Here is a 20,987-nt window from a genome sequence, read left to right on the forward strand (position 1 = left end):
TGGATTAAGTAGAAAGAGCGCAAGGTCTTACTTGTCCTGAAGGGTGATGCAATAGCGTTGTTCAACCCCGAAGGGGTTGAATGTTCTATTATCAAATGCCAACCCTGGATTTTATCCGGGGCTATTCACATTTAGCTCTTTGGGCTATGGCATAATTTTATCCTGTATATACTATAGCATCAAGCGCTGAATTTCTCCTCACTTCACCGGCTAAAAAAATCATCAACCTTTTACACATTTACAGATCGGAAACCAGCTACCTGCAACCGGCAACTGTCTTTCGGGTGAGGGATTGAAGCGGTTACCCCGGTGAGGGCCCCCTCCGGCTCCCCCTGAAGGGGGCGTGGGGCAGCGCTGCTTTTGTGCCGGAGTAATAGCGGAAAGCCCGGCCCGAGGTACGAGGGACACCCCCGTATTTTCTTTATTACTTACTACATAAATGTCCGGGGCAGGCAAACCTGTTGCCCACCCCGAAAATGTGATGCTTTTTGCTAACTATAATGCCTGCAGGTAAATGGCTTTAAAGTCTTGCCTGCTTACCGGTTTGGGATTATTGGGGTGCGCAAAATCGGCAAAAGCCAGGTCTGCCAGGGTTTCAATATGCTCTTCTTTTACACCGATATCGCGAAGCTTATGAGGTATGCCGATGGAAGTATTGAAATTGAAAAGGTATTGAACCACGGCATCGCCGGTTTCTTCCTTCAGCTCCAGCACCCGGGCAATGCGCCTGAATTTGTCTTCAAAACCGGCAATGTTAAACTGCATGCCGTAGGGAATGTTAACCGCGTTGGCAAGGCCGTGGTGGGTGTCGAGCAATTGCGATAAGGGGTGTGCCAGCGAATGAACTACGCCCAGCCCTTTTTGAAAAGCAACAGCGCCCATCATACTGCCGAGCAGCATTTTGCTCCTGGCTTCTACATCAGGTTTGTTTACTGCTTTTTCCAGTGATTCGTCAATCAGCTTAATACCTTCCAGCGCAATGCCTTCGCATATTGGGTGGTACATTTTGGCGAGGTAGGCCTCCATATTGTGGGTAAGCGCATCCATGCCGGTAGCCGCGGTAATAAATGGCGGAAGCTCCATGGTAAGCAGCGGGTCTGCAAAAACTATTTTGGCCAGCAGCTTGGGCGAAAAAAGTATTTTTTTCTGGTGTGTTTCATCATCGGCAATAATGGCGCTGCGGCCCACCTCGCTACCTGTACCGGACGTGGTAGGTATGGTGATGAAGTGCGGTACATCGTTGGTTACATATACATCTCCGCCGATAAGGTCATCGTATTTAAACAGGTCTTCGCGGTGGTTAATGCGTAATAAGATGGCCCGGGCCACATCCAGCCCTGCGCCGCCGCCAATGCCGATAATGCTGTCCCGCTGTGTAGCGTCGTAAAGGTCAGTGCCCTTGTATACATCGCTTTTTACCGGGTTTTTATGTATGTCAGAAAACACTTCAACGGAAATGTTCTTTGCTTTTAAGCCGGTTACTATTTCTTTAAAAAAACCAAGCTGCGCAACGTTGGGGTCTGTTACAATCATGGGCTTTGAAAGGCCCTGTTTTATAACGTAATCGCCAAGCTCTTTGCTTGCACCGGCGCCAAACCGGATGGTGGTGGGAAAGTTGTACTGCAGGATGGTATCGAATGTCATACGGTTATAAATGTTTATGATGTTGTATGTTGAAAATGCAGGTTTGTGCCGCTTTTTCGTGATTATATAATTTCAAAATAGCGCTTGTATTCCCAGTCTGTAACAGCTTTAAGGTGCTGCCGCCATTCCCATTCGCGGGTTTGTGTAAAATGCTCAACAAAAGTTTCCCCAAAAATTTCTTTGGCAACAGCGGAGGCTTTCATTTTTTGTGTGGCATCGTGCAGAGTGCCCGGCAACACGCCATTGCTGGTGTCTTTGTAGCCATTGCCTTTTACAGGTAGCTGCGTTAGTTGCATATTTTGCTGTATGCCATACAGGCCAGCACCGAGGCAGGCGGCCATGGCCAGGTAAGGGTTAACATCTGCACCCATAACGCGGGTTTCCAGCCGGCATGCTTTGCTGCTGCCACTTAGTACACGCAGGGCTACCGTTCGGTTGTCAATGCCCCATGTAAGCGTGGTGGGCGCCCAGGCACCTTCCACCAGTCTTTTGTAGCTGTTAATGGTGGGGGCGAACATGGGCAAAATCTGCGGCAGGCAGTACAGTTGCCCGGCAATGTAGCTTTTCATCAATCCGCTCATTTTACCGCCGTCCTGCTCATCATGAAAAAGATTTTTTTTCGCACCGCTGTCCCAGAGGCTTTGGTGAACATGGCCACCGCAGCCCGGAAGGTTTTCGTTTATCTTGGCCATAAATGTGGCCATGATGCTGTGGCGGTAAGCGATTTCCTTGACAGCGGTCTTGAAGAGTATAGCCCTGTCTGCAGCTTCCAGTATGCCGGAGTAAGTAATGGCCGCTTCATAAGTGCCAGGGCCGGTTTCGGTATGTATGCCTTCCAGCGGAACGCCGAATTTTTTCAGCAGATCAAACAGGTCGTTAAAGAAGTCATTCTTAAGCGAACTGCGCAGGATAGAGTAGCCAAACATGCCTGGCGTAAGTGGCGTAAGGCCCACAAACTTTTTGTCCTGCGCACTCTGCGGTGTTTCGGCAAAATTGAACCATTCAAATTCCTGCGCAAAGAAAGGTGTGTAGCCTGCCGTGTTTGCATCGTTGAGTACTTTTTTCAACAGTTGCCGGGGGCAAACAGGGGAGGGGTCTCCGTCTTTTGTCATTATCTCGCCCAGGAAGCAGGGTGTATCATTCTCCCATGGAATTTTGCGGAAAGTGCCCAGGTCAATACGTGCAGGTGCATCCGGGTAACCGTTATGCCAGCCGGTGAAAGTGGTGTTGTCGTACACTTCGTCGCCGGCATCCCAGCCAAAGATTACTTCGCAAAAACCCATGCCGTTTTCGGCGACAGACAGAAACTTTTCCGTTGAAATGTATTTACCCCTGAGTATGCCGTCAATATCGGCAAAAACAAGTTTTACTTTACCTGACGGATGTTCTTTAACGTATTGCAGGATTTCCTGTGTTGTCATCTTATGTGGTTTGTGGTGGATTAAAAACTTGTTGCCGGCTAACACAGGCAGGTTATTACATCAGCCATATTGTAAGCCCAAACATGGCGGGGGTAAACCTGTTTTTCCGTTTCAACAGGCGCAAATGCCGGCAATAAATATTGAGATAAGCTTAAAGGGCGGAAATTAATGAAAAGTTGATAATGGAAGGAGAAATATTTGGGGATCAATAGATGTATGGGTTTACTTTACCTGTTTAAATTATCTTCATAAAGTACTGCTATAATTTATGCGATCTATATTTATCCTGTGCATATCTCTTTTATTGATATGTGCCTGTCATTCAAATCCGGACAAGGTAGAAAACCACCAGGAAGTGAATAAGGTACTTGTGAGCCGGAAATGGCTTGGCGAATGGAAGCGGCAGTTATGGCAAAACGAAAGCAACCTGCGTATAACGGGCATCCAAAATGATTCATTAGAATTTCATTTATTTGCACTTAACGGCGCCCATAGTGGCGAGTTGGAGGGTTTTGCCATTGTAACAGATGAAACAGCTACTTATACAGAATATGATGAATTGGATAGCTGTATTCTTGAGTTTAAATTATCGGGAGATTCCCTGATAGTAATCCGGCAGATTAAGGGTGATTGTATGGCGGGGATGGCAGTAAGTTATGGAGGAGACTATATTAATGAGGATAAGATTGCGGCTAAAACCGCCGCGGAAGAAACTCTTTTAAGCATAGGCTTGTTTAATAACGTAAAGCAAGACTCTCTTTTTAGGCTTTTAACAGGTGATAAGTATAGTTTGTTTGTGAATTCTACACAGCTCACATCAGATGAAGAAGACCTGGATAGCCTGCAGGTGAAAGTATATGCGTCTGGTGTACGGGGACTGTTCACCATAATGGAAAACATCATCATGACAGATTCTGCCGACCATTTCTGGGCGGCTGTACTTGAAGATGATAAAGTGTACTATTTTACCAATAGCGAGCCATGGAAAAAGCGCCTGCCTTTAACTATTGAAAAATGGCGGGAAAGATTTAAAGATGATGAGGTGGTGTATGAATAAATCCTTATGCATCACTCCGCTTAAAAGCTCCCATAAAAAACCGAACGTACAAGTGAGTGACACAATTGGGATGCCATGAAATACTTCCGTCCGTCACCAAAATAAAAAACCGGCCCCGGGCCGGACAAATTAAAAAATGGGTGAACTGCGTTTTACATAACGGCTGCCAATACCTTTGCAGTTCTATTCCAATACTATGTCTACCGTAACTTTTACCAGCTATATTGATGCCAATATCACTATGCATGATGTGCCAATGCCTGTAACCGGGCAGTTTATACAATGGGCTAATTCCTACATTGAAGATAAGGAAGGCAAAATACCTGTTACCGTGGCGCTGGTGCGCATGGATGACGGCACCCTTTTGTTGGCTAACCCGCTTGGTATGGTGTTTAATAATTAAGCATGATTGATTTGTATAGAGGGGCCGCCGTATAGCAGCCCCTCTGTTATTTTATATGGGGTAGTTGCTGGGCAAAATAACACTGTCTGCCGGCACGGCATTCTGCACAGATACCTGTGTGCCGTTAATAAACTCCAGCAGGTTGCCATTTAACTGGTGACGGTGGGTATAAAATAGGCCATGGGGTGCACCCTCGTAAATAATGTACTGGCAGTGCGGCAGCATATCGGCTGAACGGTTGCCGCTGGCGTCAATAGGTACCGTTTTGTCTGAGTCGCCATGTATTACCAATGCGGGTACATTTACGGCGGCCATACCGGCCCTGAAATCTGTTTGCGCAAAAGCTTTGGCACATTCCTGTGTGGCAATAGGCGAGGCCTGCGCACCCATATCCCTGTAGTATTCCAGCAGCGGGCTGCTTACGGGGTGGTTAAGCAGGTTTATACCAAAGAATTGCTTTCCAAAACTGTCTAAAAAGCCAATCCTGTCAGTTTGCATGTTAATCAGCATTTCCGCAAATACTTCCTCATCCACGCCTTCGGGGTTGTCCTCGGTTTTAAGCATGTACGGTGTTACCGCGCTGATAAGCACTACTTTGGAAATATTGCGGCTTCCATACCTCTGCAGGTAGCGCACCACCTCGCCGCCACCCATGGAAAAGCCCACCAATACAACATTGTTTAGCTGTAACCCGTCAATAATACTTTTAAGGTCTGCCGCAAGGGTATCGTAATCATAGCCATCCAGCGGGCGGGATGATTTTCCAAAACCCCGTCTGTCATAAGTAACGCAGCGTACATTATGTTTTACCAGTTCAGTAACCTGGTATTCCCACATATCGCCGCACAAAGGCCAGCCGTGAATAAAGATTACCGGTTGCCCCTGGCCAAGGTCTTCATAATAAAGGTTTACTTCCTGTGCAGAAAAACTACTGCCTGCTTTCATATAAGGCATAACAAAAAATTTTAAGTTAAGTGATAATGGAATATGCTTACAGGTGGCATAAAACATACCACCGGCACTTATGGCTGGTTTTACACCCGCCTGCGGTACTAAGTGTAAATTATCTGCCCCCTGTGGCAGGTAACGGGAATGTTTTACCACATAGTTTTGTGCAATAACCGCAAGCATGGCAAAGGCACTAAATATGCAGCCATATTGTTAAAAGAAATACGCATGAAAAAGCAGGATTACCACAACCATGTTAAGTATTATCCGTTGCACCACTTTGTATTTTACCCGTTACTGCTGGCGGCAGTTGTTGCCTGTTTCCGTTTTGCCTTTACGCAACAGCAATGGAAAGAGTGGCTGGCCATAGGTCTGGTATTTGTTTTTATTGGCTGGCTGTCTTTCATGCTGCGCCAGCACTATGCGCTGGGCAACCAAAACAGGATTGTGCGGCTGGAAATGCGCTTTCGCTATTATGTGCTTACCAATAAAAAACTGGAAGCACTGGAACCGCAGTTGAGTTTTAAACAGCTCGCTGCTTTGCGCTTTGCCTCCGATGAAGAGTTGCTGCAACTGATAGAAATTACCCTGCACCAAAACCTTTCGCCCGATGGTATTAAAAAACTGATAAAGAACTGGCAGCCGGATGATATGCGGGTGTAAAGACTTTTTTGAGCCCCGGCGACATACTTTCATGGCATCGCCTGTGGAGCAATCTTGCGTGACGAAGCAGCAAGATTAGAACTCTTGTTACGTCCGGTTTTTTATGGCAGCTTTTCAGACCCTGGTAGATTATGTTTCTGCCACCGCAGGCGCCGGAAACAATAATGTCGTTCCGCCGGCAAATGAATTATGAAACATGTAGCGTGTACAACACGCACATCGTACAATTTTCTGCAAAAGCTTTCCTAAAATCACAGCTCCGGGTAATTTATTCACACCCTGCTCGTTGTTTTGCAATACAACATACTTTAGCCTCACTTTAAACAAAACCACGAATGGGCATATTATTGCAGGCAGATACTTCCAAAATCCTAAACACCGCGACAGAAGCCGCACAAACGGCAGAGAAAATTAACTTATGGAGCTTACTGGACAAAGGTGGGTGGTTAATGTACCCTTTATACCTCTTGTTTGCCGCCAGCATTTTTGTATTTATTGAGCGGCTGATAGCCATAAGCAAAGCTGCTAAGATAGATGCCAACTTTATGAGCATTATACGGGATAACATCATGTCCGGCAATGTAGCTTCTGCACGCAGCCTGGCAAAGAACACCAATAACCCCGTAGCCCGCATGATTGAAAAGGGCGTACAGCGCATTGGCAAACCCATTGAAATTATTGAGAAGAGCATGGAAAATGTAGGCAAGCTGGAAATGTATAAAATGGAGCGTAACCTGTCTATACTTTCGCTGATTGCCGGCATTGCACCCATGTTTGGTTTTTTGGGTACCATTATAGGCATGGTGCAATTGTTTTATAATATTAACAGCACCGGCAATTTTGAGCTAAGCGTTATCGCCGGCGGTATCTATGTAAAAATGATCACGTCCGCAACCGGTTTAATTATCGGCCTTATGGCTTATGTGGGCTACAATTTCCTAAGCACACAGGTGGATAAAACGGCCAACAAAATGGAAGCGGCCAGTGCAGAATTTTTAGACATATTGCAGGAGCCGGGACGTTAAAAAACGATGCGTTGTGTTTCTCTTCTGTCACCACATTTAAATCATTTCATGAACATAAGAAAACGGTTAAGGTCTCACCCGGAATTACATACAGGCGCATTGAACGATATATTGTTCATACTGCTGCTGTTCTTCCTGATTGTGTCAACCCTTGCCAACCCGAATGTTATTAAGGTTAACAACCCTTCGGGTAAAAAAGATACCAAAGCCAAACAGAATATTGTTGTTTCTATAGATAAGGAGCAACGTATATACATAGGGCAAAAAGCCGTGGAGCTCAATATGCTGGACACATTGATAAAGGCTGAAGTATTGCGGGCCCGGCTTTCCGTAGATACGCCTTCCGTAGTTATCAATGCTGATACGATTTCCTATTACGGCGAGGTTTTCCGCATTATGCAGGCCGCCAAAAGGGCTGGTGCTAAAGTGGTGGCTAATGTAAAATAGTTAAGGCTTGATAAAGCAGTAAAACAAAACACATGAGGTTGGTATGCTGTATGTATCAACCCGCTAACACTGCTTTTACCATCCTGTTTTTGCCCTGCAGGTCTTTTCTCAGTTCCACGTCAGTGTAGCCTTTATCTCTTAATAAGTGCACTGTTTCATTGCCAAAGGCTTCGTTTATTTCAAAAAACAACATTCCTTTTTGGGCTAAGTGTGCCAGCCCAAAGTCAGCAATTTTGGTGTAGAATAACAACGGTGTGTTATCAGGCACAAACAAAGCCGTATGTGGCTCATGCTCCAGAACATGGGCTTCCATATCATTTGCTTCTGCATGCGTTATATAAGGCGGGTTACTAACAATAATGTTGAAATTGGGGAGGCTGCACCATGCGTTTTCATCCAAAACATCCAGTAACTGCAGCGAAATTTCTAATTTGTTTAATGCAGCATTTTCTGCAGCCACTTCCAATGCGCCTGCTGATACGTCCGCCCCATGTACTTTAGCTAAGGGCAGCTTCTTTTTTAAAGCCAGTGCAATACAACCGCTGCCGGTGCCAATATCAAGAATAGCTGGCGCTACCTTTTTACCCGCGGATTGAACAATCCATTCCACCAGTTCTTCCGTTTCTGGGCGTGGTATTAAAACATGCGGGTTTACAAAAAGTTTTAACCCGGCAAACCATGCTTCACCCAATACATATTGCAGGGGTACATGCCTTACTAATTGTTGCAGGTGGGTTTCTATATCTTGCTGTTGCTGGCCGCTCAGGGGTAGCAGTTTATTCATCAGCCTGTCTATTTTACGTTGGCCGGTTACATGTTCAATTACCAGGTTGGCAATATTGGCTGCTTCCCGGTCGTCATACAGGTCAAACAATGCGGAAAGTAATTGCTGGTATGCCTGCTGTATCGTCATACTGCAATGTTAGTATCAATTAGATTATTTTTGCCCGGTTTGCAATGAATGTTCACGAACAATATATACAACGTTGTATGGAACTGGCCCGGGCAGGGGCCGGCCATGTAGCGCCAAACCCTATGGTAGGTTCGGTGCTGGTTTACCAGGGCCGTATTATTGGCGAGGGGTACCACCGGCAATATGGCCAGGCCCATGCGGAGGTAAATTGTATTAACAGCGTTGCCGCAGAAGACTGTCATTTAATTCCGCAATCCACCATCTACGTATCGCTGGAGCCTTGCGCCCACTATGGTAAAACACCTCCCTGTGCAGATTTAATCATCAAAAATGCCATACCCCGGGTGGTGGTAGGATGCAGGGATCCATTTAAAGAAGTAAATGGAAAAGGTATTGAAAAATTGTTGCAGGCCGGCATAGAAGTTATCACGGCTGTACTGGAGAACGAATGCAGGATGCTTAACCGGCGTTTCTTTACGTTCCATACCCGGCACAGGCCGTACATTGTTTTAAAATGGGCGCAAACTGCCGATCATAAAATTACAGGCCACTCAACGCAGCGCCTTTTAATATCCAACAATCATGTTAACCGGCTGGTACACCGCTGGCGCAGCGGGGAAGCCGCTATACTGGTAGGTACCAACACCGCTTTGATGGATGACCCACTTCTGGACACACGTTTATGGCCCGGTAGCAACCCCATACGCCTGGTTACAGATATGCGGCTACGCCTGCCTCAGAACCTAAAACTCTTTACCACACCGCAACCAACCATTGTGTTTAACAGCCGCAGTCATACGCTTGATTTTGGCGAAAAAGCACAGCAGCTAAAACCCGGTATAACTTATTATTACCAGGTTACCGAAGAGGTAAGCCTGGTACAGCAGGTATTAAATGCCTGCTATCAAATGGATATACAAAGCATTTTTGTGGAAGGTGGCGCCAGGTTACTACAGTCTTTTATTGATGAAGGCGCCTGGGACGAAGCAAGGGTTATCACCAACACGCGGCTATTTGCCGGCGCCGGTTTGCCGGCGCCTGTTTTAAACAGCGGCCAATTGCAAAATTCAGAACAATATTTTAGCGACCAGATCAATTATTACACCCGCCAATGAGTGAGAACGAGTATTATTCCACACTAAGCCAGCAATCCGTTGCCGAATTTAAAGACAGGGGCAGCCGTTTTTTAGCGTACGCTTATCCTATACAGTCTGCCGCAGGGTTTAAAGACAAACTGGCCCTGCTAAAAAAAGAGCATCCCAAAGCTGTACACCATTGCTTTGCTTACCGGCTGGGGCTGGATGGCACCGACTTTAGGGTTAGTGATGATGGCGAACCATCCGGAACCGCGGGCCGCCCTATTCTCGGGCAAATTGACAGCAAGGGCCTCACTAATGTGCTGGTAGTGGTGGTGCGGTATTTTGGCGGCACACTATTGGGGGTGCCAGGCCTGATAAACGCATATAAAACCGCTACCGCTATGAGCCTGCAGCTTGTGCCCGTAGTTACCAAACCCGTTACCGTAAAGCTGCTGGTAACGTTCGACTATACCCAAATGAATGAAGTGATGCGCTGGGTAAAGGCTTTTAATTGCGAAATAATCGAACAGGAAATGCAGTTGTTCTGCAGCATGAAAATAGAAACCCCTAAAAAGCGGCTGGATGAATTGACCCAGATGCTGTTACATATACGCGGCGTAGAAGTAAAGAAGTGTTGATAAAGTAAGTGCCATACCGTTATTAAAATTTAGTTTTTGGGGCTGTCGGCTGTTGCGCATTACCAGGCTGTGGTCCCGGCTGTCCGTTACAACTCCGCCACAAGTACCTTAGCACAAAACCCTCAGCGGGGTTTCCACTTCCATCCGGCATCCCTTCAGCTATATTAATGCTATTCAGCTTGCCCGCATTGTAGATTGACTGCTTACTGCGTAAGCAGTAATGGGTATCAATCCTTTTAACTGCACAAAACTTTTACTCATCAACAAACCGGTAGCGGTTTTTCGGGTGAGGGATTGAAGCGGATACCCCGGTGAAGCCATTGCAGCAGGGGCCTTGTGCCGGAGTATGAGCGGAAAGCCCGGCCCGAGGTACGAGGGACACCCCCCAAAAAAAATCCATAAATAATAAAATAGGTAAGCGCAGATACTTACTTACAGTTTGTAAGCAAGGCCAAATAAAAAGTGAACCGCACGAGTGGTAACTGAGCCTGATTTAGAAATGTTTATAAACCCTTTGTTGTAGCGTATTTCAAAAGACACATCAAACAAACGCCGGGCTGGTACAGAAATGCCTGCGCCGGCAGAAATACCCAGGTCCAGCGGTTTGTACTGGCTGCTATTGTCTGTATGGGTAGTTGGCAAACCATCTATTGATACCACGTTTACCTGGTTCATTAAAAAGCCTGTGTATGGGCCAGCATTGGCAAACCAGGTAACCCGTTTGCCAAAACTTGCTTTTACCAATAACGGAATGGTTAGATAATTAAAGTTGAACCTGGTCTTTACTTCTGAGACAGGATTGCCCTGGCCGTCAATACCCTGTGCTTTTGTTGTGGCGCCTTTTCTTTCAAAAGAAAGGCTGCTTTTAAAAGACAGGTGCTGGCCGGTGTTGTATTGCACAAAAATACCGCCCGTAAAACCCAGGGTGCTGCGCAAGCGGGTACCCGCATGTTGTTTACCTAATCCAACCAGGGATGGCCCGGTTTCAAAACCGGCCACATAATGATAGCGGTAAGTTTGAGACACAGCATTATTGCTGCATATGCAGAATAATAAAAAAGCAGTGGCTGTTATTATGCCGGTACGGGATTGCAAAAGGCAACGGATTATGATCGGGGAAAAAGGAGCTATGCCCAGCGGCATAGCTCTATTTTTTTAAATAAGTACTATGACTGAATATAAGTTTGTAAGTGTGAAATAGTTTCTTCGTGTTCCAGGATGGTTTCTTTAACCAGGTCATTAACAGAAATAATACCGGCAAGTTTATCCGCCTCCATAACGGGCAGGTAACGCAGGTTGCGTTCTGCCAGGCGTTCCATGCAATATTCTACTGTGTCGTTTTTTCTTACCGGCGGAAAGTCTGACGACATGATTTCTTCAACAGTAGTATCCGTAGAGGACTTGCCTTTAAGGATAACTTTACGGGAATAGTCGCGTTCTGTCATAATCCCCAAAAATCTGTCATCCAGCATTACAACTACAGAACCTATGTTTTGGTCTGCCATAATTTTTAAAGCATCTAATACGGTGGTACCTGGGGTTACAATGGTAACCCGGCTTCCTTTGCGGGAAAGGATGTGCGCTACATTTCTCATTGGCATGCAAATTTTGAAAGAAAAAGTTAAAACAATTAGATGAAACAGACAAAAATGGGGGGAAATTATTTTTTTGGAAGGAAAAAATAAGCATACTGTCGTGGTGCTGAAGTTGAGATTAAATTTTTTGCTCAGTGCAGAAAATGGTTAAATTTTCTTTAATCTTGTGCAGCACAAACTAAAGTTTGTTTGTCTCAGAATTAGAAAAACCAATTCTACATACACGCCTGTACTATTGTTTTGTTACAGGATTCAGGAATTACATTTATTAAAACCAAAACCTAAATGAGAAAAATTTTGACCTATTACTGCTCTTTCTTCCGGATTTGCTTTATCGAATTGAAAACATGCAATTGTTAAGTCCAGTTATAGTTATCTATTATAAATAAAAGTAGTTACGTGTAATAGGTTCGTTGACAAGAATTTATATTCTTTTTTTTAAAAAGAGCAATGATTAGTAGTAAAGAATGGCGGTGTGAAAAATATTTTAACTAATATTTCTCAAATCCCTATTTTTGAGCGTTTTTTATTCTAAATATATAGTCACATGAGAAAAATTGTAAGCGTGCTTATGATGCTAATGCTCTTTTCATTGAGTTCATTAGCGCAATCCAGGGATATTCCTGGAAAGATAGTTTCTTCAAAAGGGGACCCGGTTCCATTCGCTTCCGTTAAAATTTCAGGTACCAGTTCAGGCGTTGTTACTGACGCAACGGGTTCGTTTTTAATTAAAGCGAAAGCCGGAGATGTTCTTGAAATCTCCAGTGTTGGTTATCTGCCCAAAAAAGTAACGGTAGGAACTGAAGTCAATCTTGCCATTACATTAGAAGTAAGTAATGATTTAGCTGAAGTTGTAGTAACGGGGGCTTATAACACCAAAGCTACCGGCAGAAGCGTTTCTTACAATGCTCAAGTCGTTACTGGTGAAAAGCTAAACACAATCAGGCAAACTAATCTTAATAATGCCCTGGCTGGCAAAGTTTCAGGCTTGCAGGTAAGAAGCCAGTCTGCCGCAGCATTAGGCCGGCAGGGTAGTGTTAGGTTGCGTGGTGCAGGCGGTTTTGGTGGCAGCGAGGATATTATTTATGTGGTTGACGGTACCATATTGCCCAATATAGATGGAGTAAATATGGACGATGTTGAAGATGTTACGGTTTTACAGGGGCCCGCAGCGTCTGCTCAATTTGGTAGCCAGGGTGCAAACGGCGCTATTGTTATTACCTTAAAAAGGGGCAAAAAAAATTTTTCCGGCATTGGTGTAGATGTTAATACCGGTGCACAATGGGACAATGTTTACATACTTCCCAATTACCAGAATTCCTATGCGGGGGGTAACGTATCTGACATGTATAAATATACCTGGCAAGCAGGTCATCCTGAAGAATGGAAAGCCCTGGATGGAAAATATTATCATGATTATAGCGACGATGCGAGCTGGGGCCCCAGAATGGTTGGACAGGAGTATATTCCGTGGTATTCATGGTATCCCGGTTCAAGACATTCTTACACAACTGCACGTCTTGTACCTCAGCCAGACAATGCGAGGGATTTTTACAATACAGCGTTAACTTTAAATAATACGGTAAGTTTCTCAAAAGCTACCGATATGATGAACCTGAGGGTGTCTTATGGAAACATAAGTGTTAATGGCCTCATACCTACTTCATCTCTTCGTAAAAGTACTTTTAACCTGAATAGTACTATTGACCTTAATCAACACTTTACCGTTGGGGCAAACGTTAACTATATAAGTTCCAAGATTAATGGCCAGGTAGAAGACGACGGTTATTCAAACCAAAGCACAGGCTCCTTCAACCAATGGTTTCACCGTAATCTTGACATGAATATTATGAAAGAATTACGGGGGTTACGAACTGCTGATTATGGGGGTATCTATGCCAGTTGGAACCACGCTAACCCAACCAGCTACGATCCAAATAACCCACGCGGTTTTTATGCCGGTAACTACTGGTATAATTTTTATACCTGGTTTGATTTGGTTAAACAAACAACAGCTTACGAAAGATTGTACGGAGATGTATCCTTAACGTACAAGCTCAATAACGATTTGAGGATTAGAGGTACTTACAGAAAGCAGCAGAACACTGCATGGACAGAACAAATGTACAGCAGCGATTTGAACAACAGCGGCCTTCAAACTACCGGTAACACACCAGAAGCCAGGGGATATTATTCCACCGGTCAAAGCTATTCAAACAGGGAGAACATAGAATTTCTTGTTAGCTACTCTAAACGCATCAAAGATTTCCAGGTAAATGCGAATGCCGGCTCTGACTTTTTCCGCTGGACTTCAAAATCAAATGGTGGTAACACGAATAATGGTCTTAATGTCCCCAACCTTTTTACCCTGGCCAACTCAAAAGATCCGGCATCTATTGCTAATTACAGGCAGGTTGAAAAATATAATGCTCTTTACTTTCTCAGCAATGTGGGGTACAAGAATTTAATTTTTGCTGATATTACTTTGAGGAACGATTGGTATTCAACGCTGCCTTCCAACAATAATGACGTTTTTTCCAAGTCTTTTGGCGTATCCTTTATATTCAGCGATCTGACAAAGAATGCTATTCCCTGGTTGAGCTATGGAAAAGTGAGGGCTGCATGGGGTGAAATACCCAGGGCTTTAGGAACAACATCAACAACATTTGGAGCATACAGGTACCCCAGCCCGGTATATGGCCTTGGCCAGTTTCAGTGGAATGGCAACTTCCTGATGAACACCCCGGATCAGTTGGTGGATTCAGCATTAACTGGTGCAGTTAAAACACAAAAAGAGATTGGCTTGGAACTCCGTTTCCTAAAAAACCGTTTTGGCTTTAGTGTTACCTACTGGGATGGTACAGAAAAAAACCTTCCATATTCTGTAACTACCAATGGTGCTACCGGTTTTACTTCGAAACTCCTGAATACCGGCCAGATAAACAAGAAAGGCATAGATGTTCAGTTTAATGCCAAGCCCCTGCAGTTAAAGAACTTTGCATGGGAAATTAATGCAACCTGGGGGTACCTTCTTGATAATAAGGTTGTTAGCATAGCCCCTGGTTTAACAGACAGGACTACAAGTATTGATGCGGTTTGGGGAACAACCATGCCATACTTGGTACACCAGGCAGGTATGCAATGGGGCCAGATATTTGGTAATGGTATTAAAAGGATAAACGGCCAGCCGCAAATAACCGATGCGGGTGCTTATGTTAATGACCCTTCCGTATATTTTGGAAGTGTATTACCACAATATACCGGAGGTGTTCAAAACTCCTTCTACATTCTGAAGAATTTTATTGTTAACGTAAACCTGGATTATCAGGTTGGCGGAAAATTCGTTTCATTATCTGACATGTGGGGCTCTTATTCCGGCCTGACAAAGAGGACGGCTACTATTAATGACAAAGGAAACCCAATACGCGATGCGGTAGCAGATGGCGGTGGGGTGCATGTTTTTGGTGTTGATGCAGATGGCAAACCAAAAGATGTTTATGTGGAAGCGCAGGATTATTTTCATGGGTTGTATAATAACAAAACTTTTGATCCTTACATCTACGATCTGACTTTCTTAAAACTTAGAGAAGTATCCTTTGGTTATGATATTCCCGTTAAAAAGATAGGCTTTGATAAAGTTGTAAACAAAGCAGTATTCTCGCTGGTGGCACGTAACCCTTGGTTGATATATGCAAAAACTAAAGACTTCGATCCTGCTGAAATCAGTGCGGAAACGGGTGAATCTGGACAGTTTCCTGGAACAAGGGGCTGGGGATTCAATCTCAGGGTAAGTTTTTAGAAAAGAGGTAATCAAAAAATAAAATAATTAGAAATGTATAAAAGCAAAATATTATCAGCCTTATTACTGTTTTCGATTTCGGTAATGAGTTGCAATAAATTAAAGGATTTTGGTGATACAAACACCAATCCTAACGGTGTCGCTGAACCTAACATAGCAGCATTGCTTACTAACGCCGAAGCAAGCCTGAGCACTTACCAGGTACAAACTACGCCTGGCTATTATTGTCAGTATTTTTCAGAAACACAATATTCTGATGCGTCGCTATACAGTTTGCAGCAGATAAACTTTACAGGTGAGTACGCGGGTATATTGTATGATTTGCAAAATATCACTTTGCAAAACAACAATAACCAAAGCGCTGTTGCCCGTATCCTGAAAGCCTATATTTTTTGGACCGTGACAGACAGGTGGGGCGATGTGCCTTACAGCGCCGCTTTAAAAGGGCAGCCAGAGCCGCCCGTGTACGACAAACAAGAGGACATTTATAAGGGCTTGATAGAAGAGTTAAAGGCAGCCAATGCTCAATTTGGCGGCTCTGATCTAATTGTAGGAGATATTATTTTTTCAGGTGATATAGCTTCCTGGAAAAGGGTAGCTAATTCATTGCGAATGATAATGTCCATGAGGTTGTCTAAAAGGTATCCTGGTGCTTCAGATTATGCGGCAACAGAGTTTAAAGCCGCTCTTGGCGATGCTGCCGGGTATATTGCCACTAACAGTCAAAACTTTACAGTGGACTATCCCGGTGGTAATTTCAAAAGTCCCTGGTTTAACTTATACAACGGAAGAAAAGACGTTGGGGAAAGCGCAACTATGACTGCACTGATGACTTCGCTTGCAGATGGAAGGCAAAATGCTTTTGCTTCAGACGTTAATGGTAACCCCTCTGCGGTAGGAGTACCTTATGGTTGGACTCGCGATAAGGTGGATCCCTGGACATCCGGAAACCCTACATGGACGTATGTATTGAATGCTTCACTTAGGCAGGAGAACAGTAGTGTTGTAATGATTGGCGCTGCCCATGTTGCGTTAGCCCGTGCAGAAGCTGCTGACAGAGGCTGGACAAGTGAGAACATGAAAGCAGTTTATGAAGACGGAATAAAGAAATCATTTGAGCAGTGGGGCGTTAATGCACCTTCGGCCTCTTATTTTACCCAGTCAAACGTGGCATTAAATGCTGCTTCCGGATCTGGGGCTAATATCAGGAATATTGCTTTACAGCGCTACATTGCTTTTTATCCTGATGGCATCCAGGGTTGGAGTGAATGGAGGAGGACTGGAGTACCTACGCTAACTCCTGCGCCTGATGCGGTAAATGCTTCAAAACAAATTCCCAGAAGGTTGGCTTATGGGCAAAATGAATATGGCTCAAATGCAGAGAATGTTAAAAAGGCTGTGTCAGAATTGCCTGGCGGCGCAGACAGCCAGGATGCTAAAGTTTGGTGGGATCAATAATTTTCATGTCTAAAGCAAAATCAATTATGAAATATAAATATTTAAAACTTTTTCTTTTTGCAGGCCTGGTTTCATTGATGGCCACTTCTTGCAGAAAAGACAGTACAATAACCCTGGAAGACCAGGGTAGCACGTTCATTAAATTCATGGATGGTCCTCAAAAAAAGCTGTTTTTCTCGCCATTTTCTGAGGTGCGCACAATTGACCTCTTCAGCCTTAGAAAGGATGCTCCCAGCGAAGGTGAGGCAAATTCCAGTACACCGGTTACGGTAAGTCTGGCACCCGGCTTGATTGACCGGTACAATGATGAAAACGGAACACACTTTGAAGTGTTGCCCGACAGTCTGTATGCCATCGAGCCCACTATCGCAAGATCTGGCGACAACTACGATTTTACCCTGCAGGCCGGGCAATTTGCCAAGGAATTTACAATAAAGCTGGATGGCTCTAAATGGAATCTGGAGCATACCTATGCACTTGGCTTTGGCCTAAGCGCAGTTGGCGGTAACAAAATTACCAGCGGCCGCGATTCTATCCTGGTGTTGCTTAGCGTTAAAAACAAGTGGGATGGTGTTTATTCTGTAACAGGTTCTTATACTGATGCTGGAAATGCCGCATTTACCGGGCTCTACCCCTATGAGTGGGAATTGCAAACAACAAGCCCTACACAATGTGTAGTAGTAGATAATGTTTTACTGGGGGGCGTAGGTTTTGTGTTTAGCACTACGGGCAACCCTTCAGATCTGTCTTATTACGGCAACTTTGGATTGCTGATAAATTTTGATCCTGAAACGGACAAAATTGTAAGTGTAACCAACTATTACGGACAACCAGCGCCTAATACAAGAACTGCAGAGCTAGACCCTACTGGCGAAAATCAATATGCCGATGGGGAAATCAAAATAAGGTATTTCATGAAACAACCCAGTTTTATTCCTGATCCGCCCCACATAAGGTGCAGGTTCAACGAGGTTTGGAAATATGAAAGACCAAGAGAATAAAACTTACCTAATCTACATCAAGATATGGAAGAGGCTGGTTCATCTATGGAACAGCCTCTTCTTGATTTGTATAGAACCGTTCGGGTCAGAAAAATTGCAATGACGTAAAGAAAAAGATTCTGAATAAAGAAAACATCAAAGTCAATTATAGCGTAAGAAAATGACTACTTTAAACAGGGTTTTTTAAAAAATGTTAAAGCACTAAAATGCAGTCTTTGATTTTTCCGTCACAGCCCTTACCTTCGCAGCGTACAATTTATTGTTAACCTGGTTTAAAAGCCGTTAAATTTCTATTTACAATGGCAGTCAAAATGAGACTTCAAAGGCACGGAAGTAAAAAAAGGCCATTCTACTTTATAGTAGTGGCAGATGCCCGTGCGCCCCGCGATGGTAAATTCATTCAAAAAATTGGTACGTACAACCCGCTTACCGTACCTGCTACAATTCAGTTAGATCGTCAGAAAGCGCTGGAATGGCTGCACAAAGGTGCTCAACCCACCGATACCGTGCGTCGCATTCTTTCATTTAAAGGCGTATTGTACCTGAAGCACCTGTTACGTGGTGTAAAGCTTGGCTTGTTCGACGAAGCTACTGCAATGGTTAAATTCCAAAAGTGGCACGAAGAGCATGAAGCTACTATGAAAAAACGTACAGAAGAGCACAAAAAGCAGCAGCGTGCTAAAAAGCCGGGTGGTGCAAGACCATTTGTGAAAAAAGTGGAGAATAAGGGTAGTGAGGCTGCCCCTGCTTCTGAAGCTTAAATGCGTTTGCCGAAAAAATTTAAAGTCCCTTGCAGTAATGCCGGGGACTTTTTATTTTATATCATACAGCATCATTCCTTTGCCCACCTCACATCCCCAAATGCATTAAGATACCAGCGATATATCCCTGTAGCATCGTCCCTTGCGTCGCAATCCGTTCATCGGTTGGTTTTTCATGGCATCTTTTCAGACCCGGGTAGGAGTGGTGAATGGTGAGTGGTGAGTGGTGAGTGGTGAGTAGTGAATCGTGAGTAGGGGGCACTTCATTCTTCATTCAACATTCCTTGTTCCTTGTTCGATATTCTTATCGTGAGTGGTGAGTAGTGAATCGTGAGTAGGGGGCACTTCATTCTTCATTCAACATTCCTTGTTCCTTGTTCGATATCATTAGGAGGATAACTTCCCCCAACTTCTCCTTCTCTTCCGCGCTTCCGTGGCATTTAGGCCGGCAATATTTCTGGCGGCAAAGGCGGCAAAACTTATCTACCGGGGGCTGAAAAGCCGCCCATAGAACCGAACGATGAACGGATTGCGACGCAAGGAACGATGCCACAAAGAACCAGTCGCCGGTATCCGCATTTGTATTTTCACGGTAAAACGCACTGTAAATGCCTTTGTGCCCAAGCAAAAAGCCTGTGTAACATTTACATAATAACCTTTAAAATATGAGAATGCAACATTTTGAAAAGATTATGATACAGGCTGAATAATGTAATTGCTCAAAATGAAGTTTCTTCACATTGTAAACGAAGTAAGCATATACTCCAAACGTACTATGTAAACGTTTACACACTACTTGATTGATAATTATGCTATATGAAACTTTTAACTGCTATTCCGCCACGGACATTGGTTGCCACTGCAAAAGCCTGCAGAAATAGCACAAATAAAACAATAATCATTGCCGCTTTTGCGGGTAATTGCAAAAGCAAGGATAATAACCGGTGAAAAGTCATTGGTAATGAATAATTTATTAACCCTTAATGCAAACGATTACATGAAAATTGCTGCTATGGAAAATGAAAATTTCTTATTACAAAAAGTGTCAGAAGGCGATGAAAACGCGTTTAAATTTCTCTTTAACCGCCACAAAAGCAAGTTGTACAATTATCTTTTCCGTCTAACCAAAAGTAAAACAGCGGCTGAGGAATTAACCGTAGATGTATTTCTTAAAATATGGCTTTGCAGGCAGCTTTTGCCCGAAATAAAAAACCTGGATGCCTTTTTACACAAAGTAGCGCACAATAAAGCCCTTGATTACTTCAGGGTGGTTGCACGTAACAAAGGATTGCAGAAAATAGCCAGCCGCCAACTGGAAAACACAATAGATTGCAGCACTGACAGCCATGTACTTACACGGGAATACAATGAAATTTTTTATAAAGCCCTTAACGACCTTTCTCCCCAACGAAAAATGGTTTTTGCCTTAAGCAGGGTGCAGGGGCTTACCCATGAAGAAATTGCCGTAAAGCTTCAGCTTTCAAGGAATACAGTACGTAATACCATAGCAGAAACATTAAAGCATGTAAGGCGTTTTTTGCATGCTCACGAAATTGAAACATGGCTTAACTGAAACCTTAAAGTGTGCCAAAGCGCTGTTAAAAAAATATGTAAAACAGGTGGTACCCTTGAAGAGATGTAGGCGTCATAGAGATATAAAGCTGTCATATGCCTTCTTCCCCTTCAAGATTGGAACATTTGCTTGAACTATACCTGGATAACAACTGCACGGAAAGAGAGCTGACTGAATTTTGGCAACTTTTATTTGACTTACAGGAGAAAGATATGATTGCTGAAGAGCTGCAAAAATTGTGGAATACAGAGGATACAGGGAACACTCCCGGTTCTTTTGTTAAGTGGGAAAGCGTTTATGAAAAACTGATACAAAAAAAAATGCCCGCCCGGATAATGAACAACCATTACATTAATACTGAAGCAACAAAAGAGAAAATGCAGGCAGGCTGCTTTAAAAAACTAACAGGTATAATGCTGGAATTAAACGGATTTTATGCAATGCCGGCTTTAATAGGCATGTTACGGAAAAACAACAACCGCATGTAAAAAATTGGCTGCACTAACTGCGAATTAGTACAGCCGGTGGCTTTAAATATTCGAATAACATCTAAAACAAAGTA

General features: G+C 43.9%; 19 protein-coding genes. 13 read left to right on the top strand and 6 right to left on the bottom strand.

The window, feature by feature from the left end; all coding sequences use genetic code 11:
- Positions 1 to 495: 495 nt before the first annotated feature.
- Both F0364_RS04850 and F0364_RS04855 read right to left on the bottom strand, forming a co-directional pair.
- Complete coding sequence (locus F0364_RS04850) at positions 496 to 1,644, bottom strand: iron-containing alcohol dehydrogenase (protein ID WP_153796634.1); 1,149 nt, start codon at positions 1,642 to 1,644, stop codon at positions 496 to 498.
- Between the two features lie 62 nt (positions 1,645 to 1,706).
- Positions 1,707 to 3,065 carry a glutamine synthetase family protein gene (locus tag F0364_RS04855; RefSeq protein ID WP_153796635.1) on the bottom strand — a complete coding sequence of 453 codons (1,359 nt, stop codon included), beginning with the start codon at positions 3,063 to 3,065 and terminating at the stop codon, positions 1,707 to 1,709.
- Positions 3,066 to 3,420: 355 nt separating this feature from the next.
- On the opposite strand from F0364_RS04855, the gene F0364_RS04860 reads away from it, so the two are divergent.
- Both F0364_RS04860 and F0364_RS04865 read left to right on the top strand, forming a co-directional pair.
- Positions 3,421 to 4,122 carry a hypothetical protein gene (locus tag F0364_RS04860; protein ID WP_153796636.1) on the top strand — a complete coding sequence of 234 codons (702 nt, stop codon included), beginning with the start codon at positions 3,421 to 3,423 and terminating at the stop codon, positions 4,120 to 4,122.
- 196 nt (positions 4,123 to 4,318) lie between these two features.
- Positions 4,319 to 4,525 (top strand): hypothetical protein, encoded by a 207-nt coding sequence (locus F0364_RS04865; RefSeq protein WP_153796637.1) that lies wholly within the window; start codon positions 4,319 to 4,321, stop codon positions 4,523 to 4,525.
- Between the two features lie 51 nt (positions 4,526 to 4,576).
- Here F0364_RS04865 and F0364_RS04870 read toward each other — a convergent pair whose 3' ends face one another.
- A complete protein-coding gene (locus tag F0364_RS04870; RefSeq protein WP_153796638.1) occupies positions 4,577 to 5,479 on the bottom strand; it encodes an alpha/beta fold hydrolase in 903 nt (300 codons plus the stop codon).
- A gap of 222 nt (positions 5,480 to 5,701) precedes the next feature.
- On the opposite strand from F0364_RS04870, the gene F0364_RS04875 reads away from it, so the two are divergent.
- The 3 genes from F0364_RS04875 (at position 5,702) to F0364_RS04885 (ending at position 7,608) form a co-directional block, all read left to right on the top strand.
- Positions 5,702 to 6,136, top strand: coding sequence for a DUF6526 family protein (locus tag F0364_RS04875; protein ID WP_153796639.1), 435 nt, complete (start codon positions 5,702 to 5,704; stop codon positions 6,134 to 6,136).
- A gap of 335 nt (positions 6,137 to 6,471) precedes the next feature.
- Positions 6,472 to 7,161: a MotA/TolQ/ExbB proton channel family protein gene (locus tag F0364_RS04880; RefSeq protein WP_153796640.1), complete on the top strand. Its 690-nt coding sequence runs from the start codon at positions 6,472 to 6,474 to the stop codon at positions 7,159 to 7,161.
- Positions 7,162 to 7,209: 48 nt separating this feature from the next.
- Complete coding sequence (locus F0364_RS04885; protein WP_153796641.1) at positions 7,210 to 7,608, top strand: ExbD/TolR family protein; 399 nt, start codon at positions 7,210 to 7,212, stop codon at positions 7,606 to 7,608.
- A 55-nt stretch (positions 7,609 to 7,663) separates the two neighbouring features.
- Here the strand turns inward: F0364_RS04885 and prmC are convergent, their stop codons facing one another.
- A complete protein-coding gene (prmC, locus tag F0364_RS04890; RefSeq protein ID WP_153796642.1) occupies positions 7,664 to 8,521 on the bottom strand; it encodes a peptide chain release factor N(5)-glutamine methyltransferase in 858 nt (285 codons plus the stop codon).
- Between the two features lie 44 nt (positions 8,522 to 8,565).
- Here prmC and ribD point away from each other — a divergent pair, with 44 nt between their 5' ends.
- Entirely contained in the window at positions 8,566 to 9,636 is a 1,071-nt protein-coding gene (gene ribD / locus F0364_RS04895) for a bifunctional diaminohydroxyphosphoribosylaminopyrimidine deaminase/5-amino-6-(5-phosphoribosylamino)uracil reductase RibD (protein ID WP_153796643.1), read from the top strand.
- A complete protein-coding gene (locus F0364_RS04900) occupies positions 9,633 to 10,238 on the top strand; it encodes an IMPACT family protein (RefSeq protein WP_153796644.1) in 606 nt (201 codons plus the stop codon). The genes ribD and F0364_RS04900 overlap by 4 nt, the downstream gene beginning before the upstream one ends.
- Before the next feature lie 432 nt (positions 10,239 to 10,670).
- Here the strand turns inward: F0364_RS04900 and F0364_RS04905 are convergent, their stop codons facing one another.
- Positions 10,671 to 11,264 carry a porin family protein gene (locus F0364_RS04905; RefSeq protein WP_207632518.1) on the bottom strand — a complete coding sequence of 198 codons (594 nt, stop codon included), beginning with the start codon at positions 11,262 to 11,264 and terminating at the stop codon, positions 10,671 to 10,673.
- Between the two features lie 140 nt (positions 11,265 to 11,404).
- On the bottom strand, positions 11,405 to 11,833 hold the full coding sequence (locus tag F0364_RS04910) for a CBS domain-containing protein (protein ID WP_153796646.1): 429 nt from the start codon (positions 11,831 to 11,833) through the stop codon (positions 11,405 to 11,407).
- Between the two features lie 547 nt (positions 11,834 to 12,380).
- Between F0364_RS04910 and F0364_RS04915 the strand changes: the two genes are divergently transcribed.
- From F0364_RS04915 to F0364_RS04940, 6 genes are all read left to right on the top strand, one after another.
- Complete coding sequence (locus F0364_RS04915; protein ID WP_153796647.1) at positions 12,381 to 15,632, top strand: SusC/RagA family TonB-linked outer membrane protein; 3,252 nt, start codon at positions 12,381 to 12,383, stop codon at positions 15,630 to 15,632.
- 33 nt (positions 15,633 to 15,665) lie between these two features.
- Positions 15,666 to 17,090 carry a SusD/RagB family nutrient-binding outer membrane lipoprotein gene (locus tag F0364_RS04920; RefSeq protein WP_153796648.1) on the top strand — a complete coding sequence of 475 codons (1,425 nt, stop codon included), beginning with the start codon at positions 15,666 to 15,668 and terminating at the stop codon, positions 17,088 to 17,090.
- Between the two features lie 26 nt (positions 17,091 to 17,116).
- The gene (locus F0364_RS04925) at positions 17,117 to 18,091 is read left to right on the top strand and encodes a DUF1735 domain-containing protein (RefSeq protein ID WP_207632519.1); all 975 of its coding nucleotides are present in this window, start codon (positions 17,117 to 17,119) and stop codon (positions 18,089 to 18,091) included.
- Between the two features lie 311 nt (positions 18,092 to 18,402).
- Positions 18,403 to 18,852, top strand: a complete 450-nt coding sequence (rpsP, locus tag F0364_RS29360) for a 30S ribosomal protein S16 (protein WP_306452323.1) — start codon at positions 18,403 to 18,405, stop codon at positions 18,850 to 18,852.
- Positions 18,853 to 19,813: 961 nt separating this feature from the next.
- A complete protein-coding gene (locus F0364_RS04935; RefSeq protein ID WP_153796651.1) occupies positions 19,814 to 20,425 on the top strand; it encodes an RNA polymerase sigma factor in 612 nt (203 codons plus the stop codon).
- A 95-nt stretch (positions 20,426 to 20,520) separates the two neighbouring features.
- Positions 20,521 to 20,913, top strand: a complete 393-nt coding sequence (locus F0364_RS04940; protein ID WP_153796652.1) for a hypothetical protein — start codon at positions 20,521 to 20,523, stop codon at positions 20,911 to 20,913.
- The last annotated feature ends 74 nt before the right edge of the window (positions 20,914 to 20,987 follow it).

Source organism: Foetidibacter luteolus (assembly GCF_009650435.1).
GTDB lineage: Bacteria > Bacteroidota > Bacteroidia > Chitinophagales > Chitinophagaceae > Foetidibacter > Foetidibacter luteolus.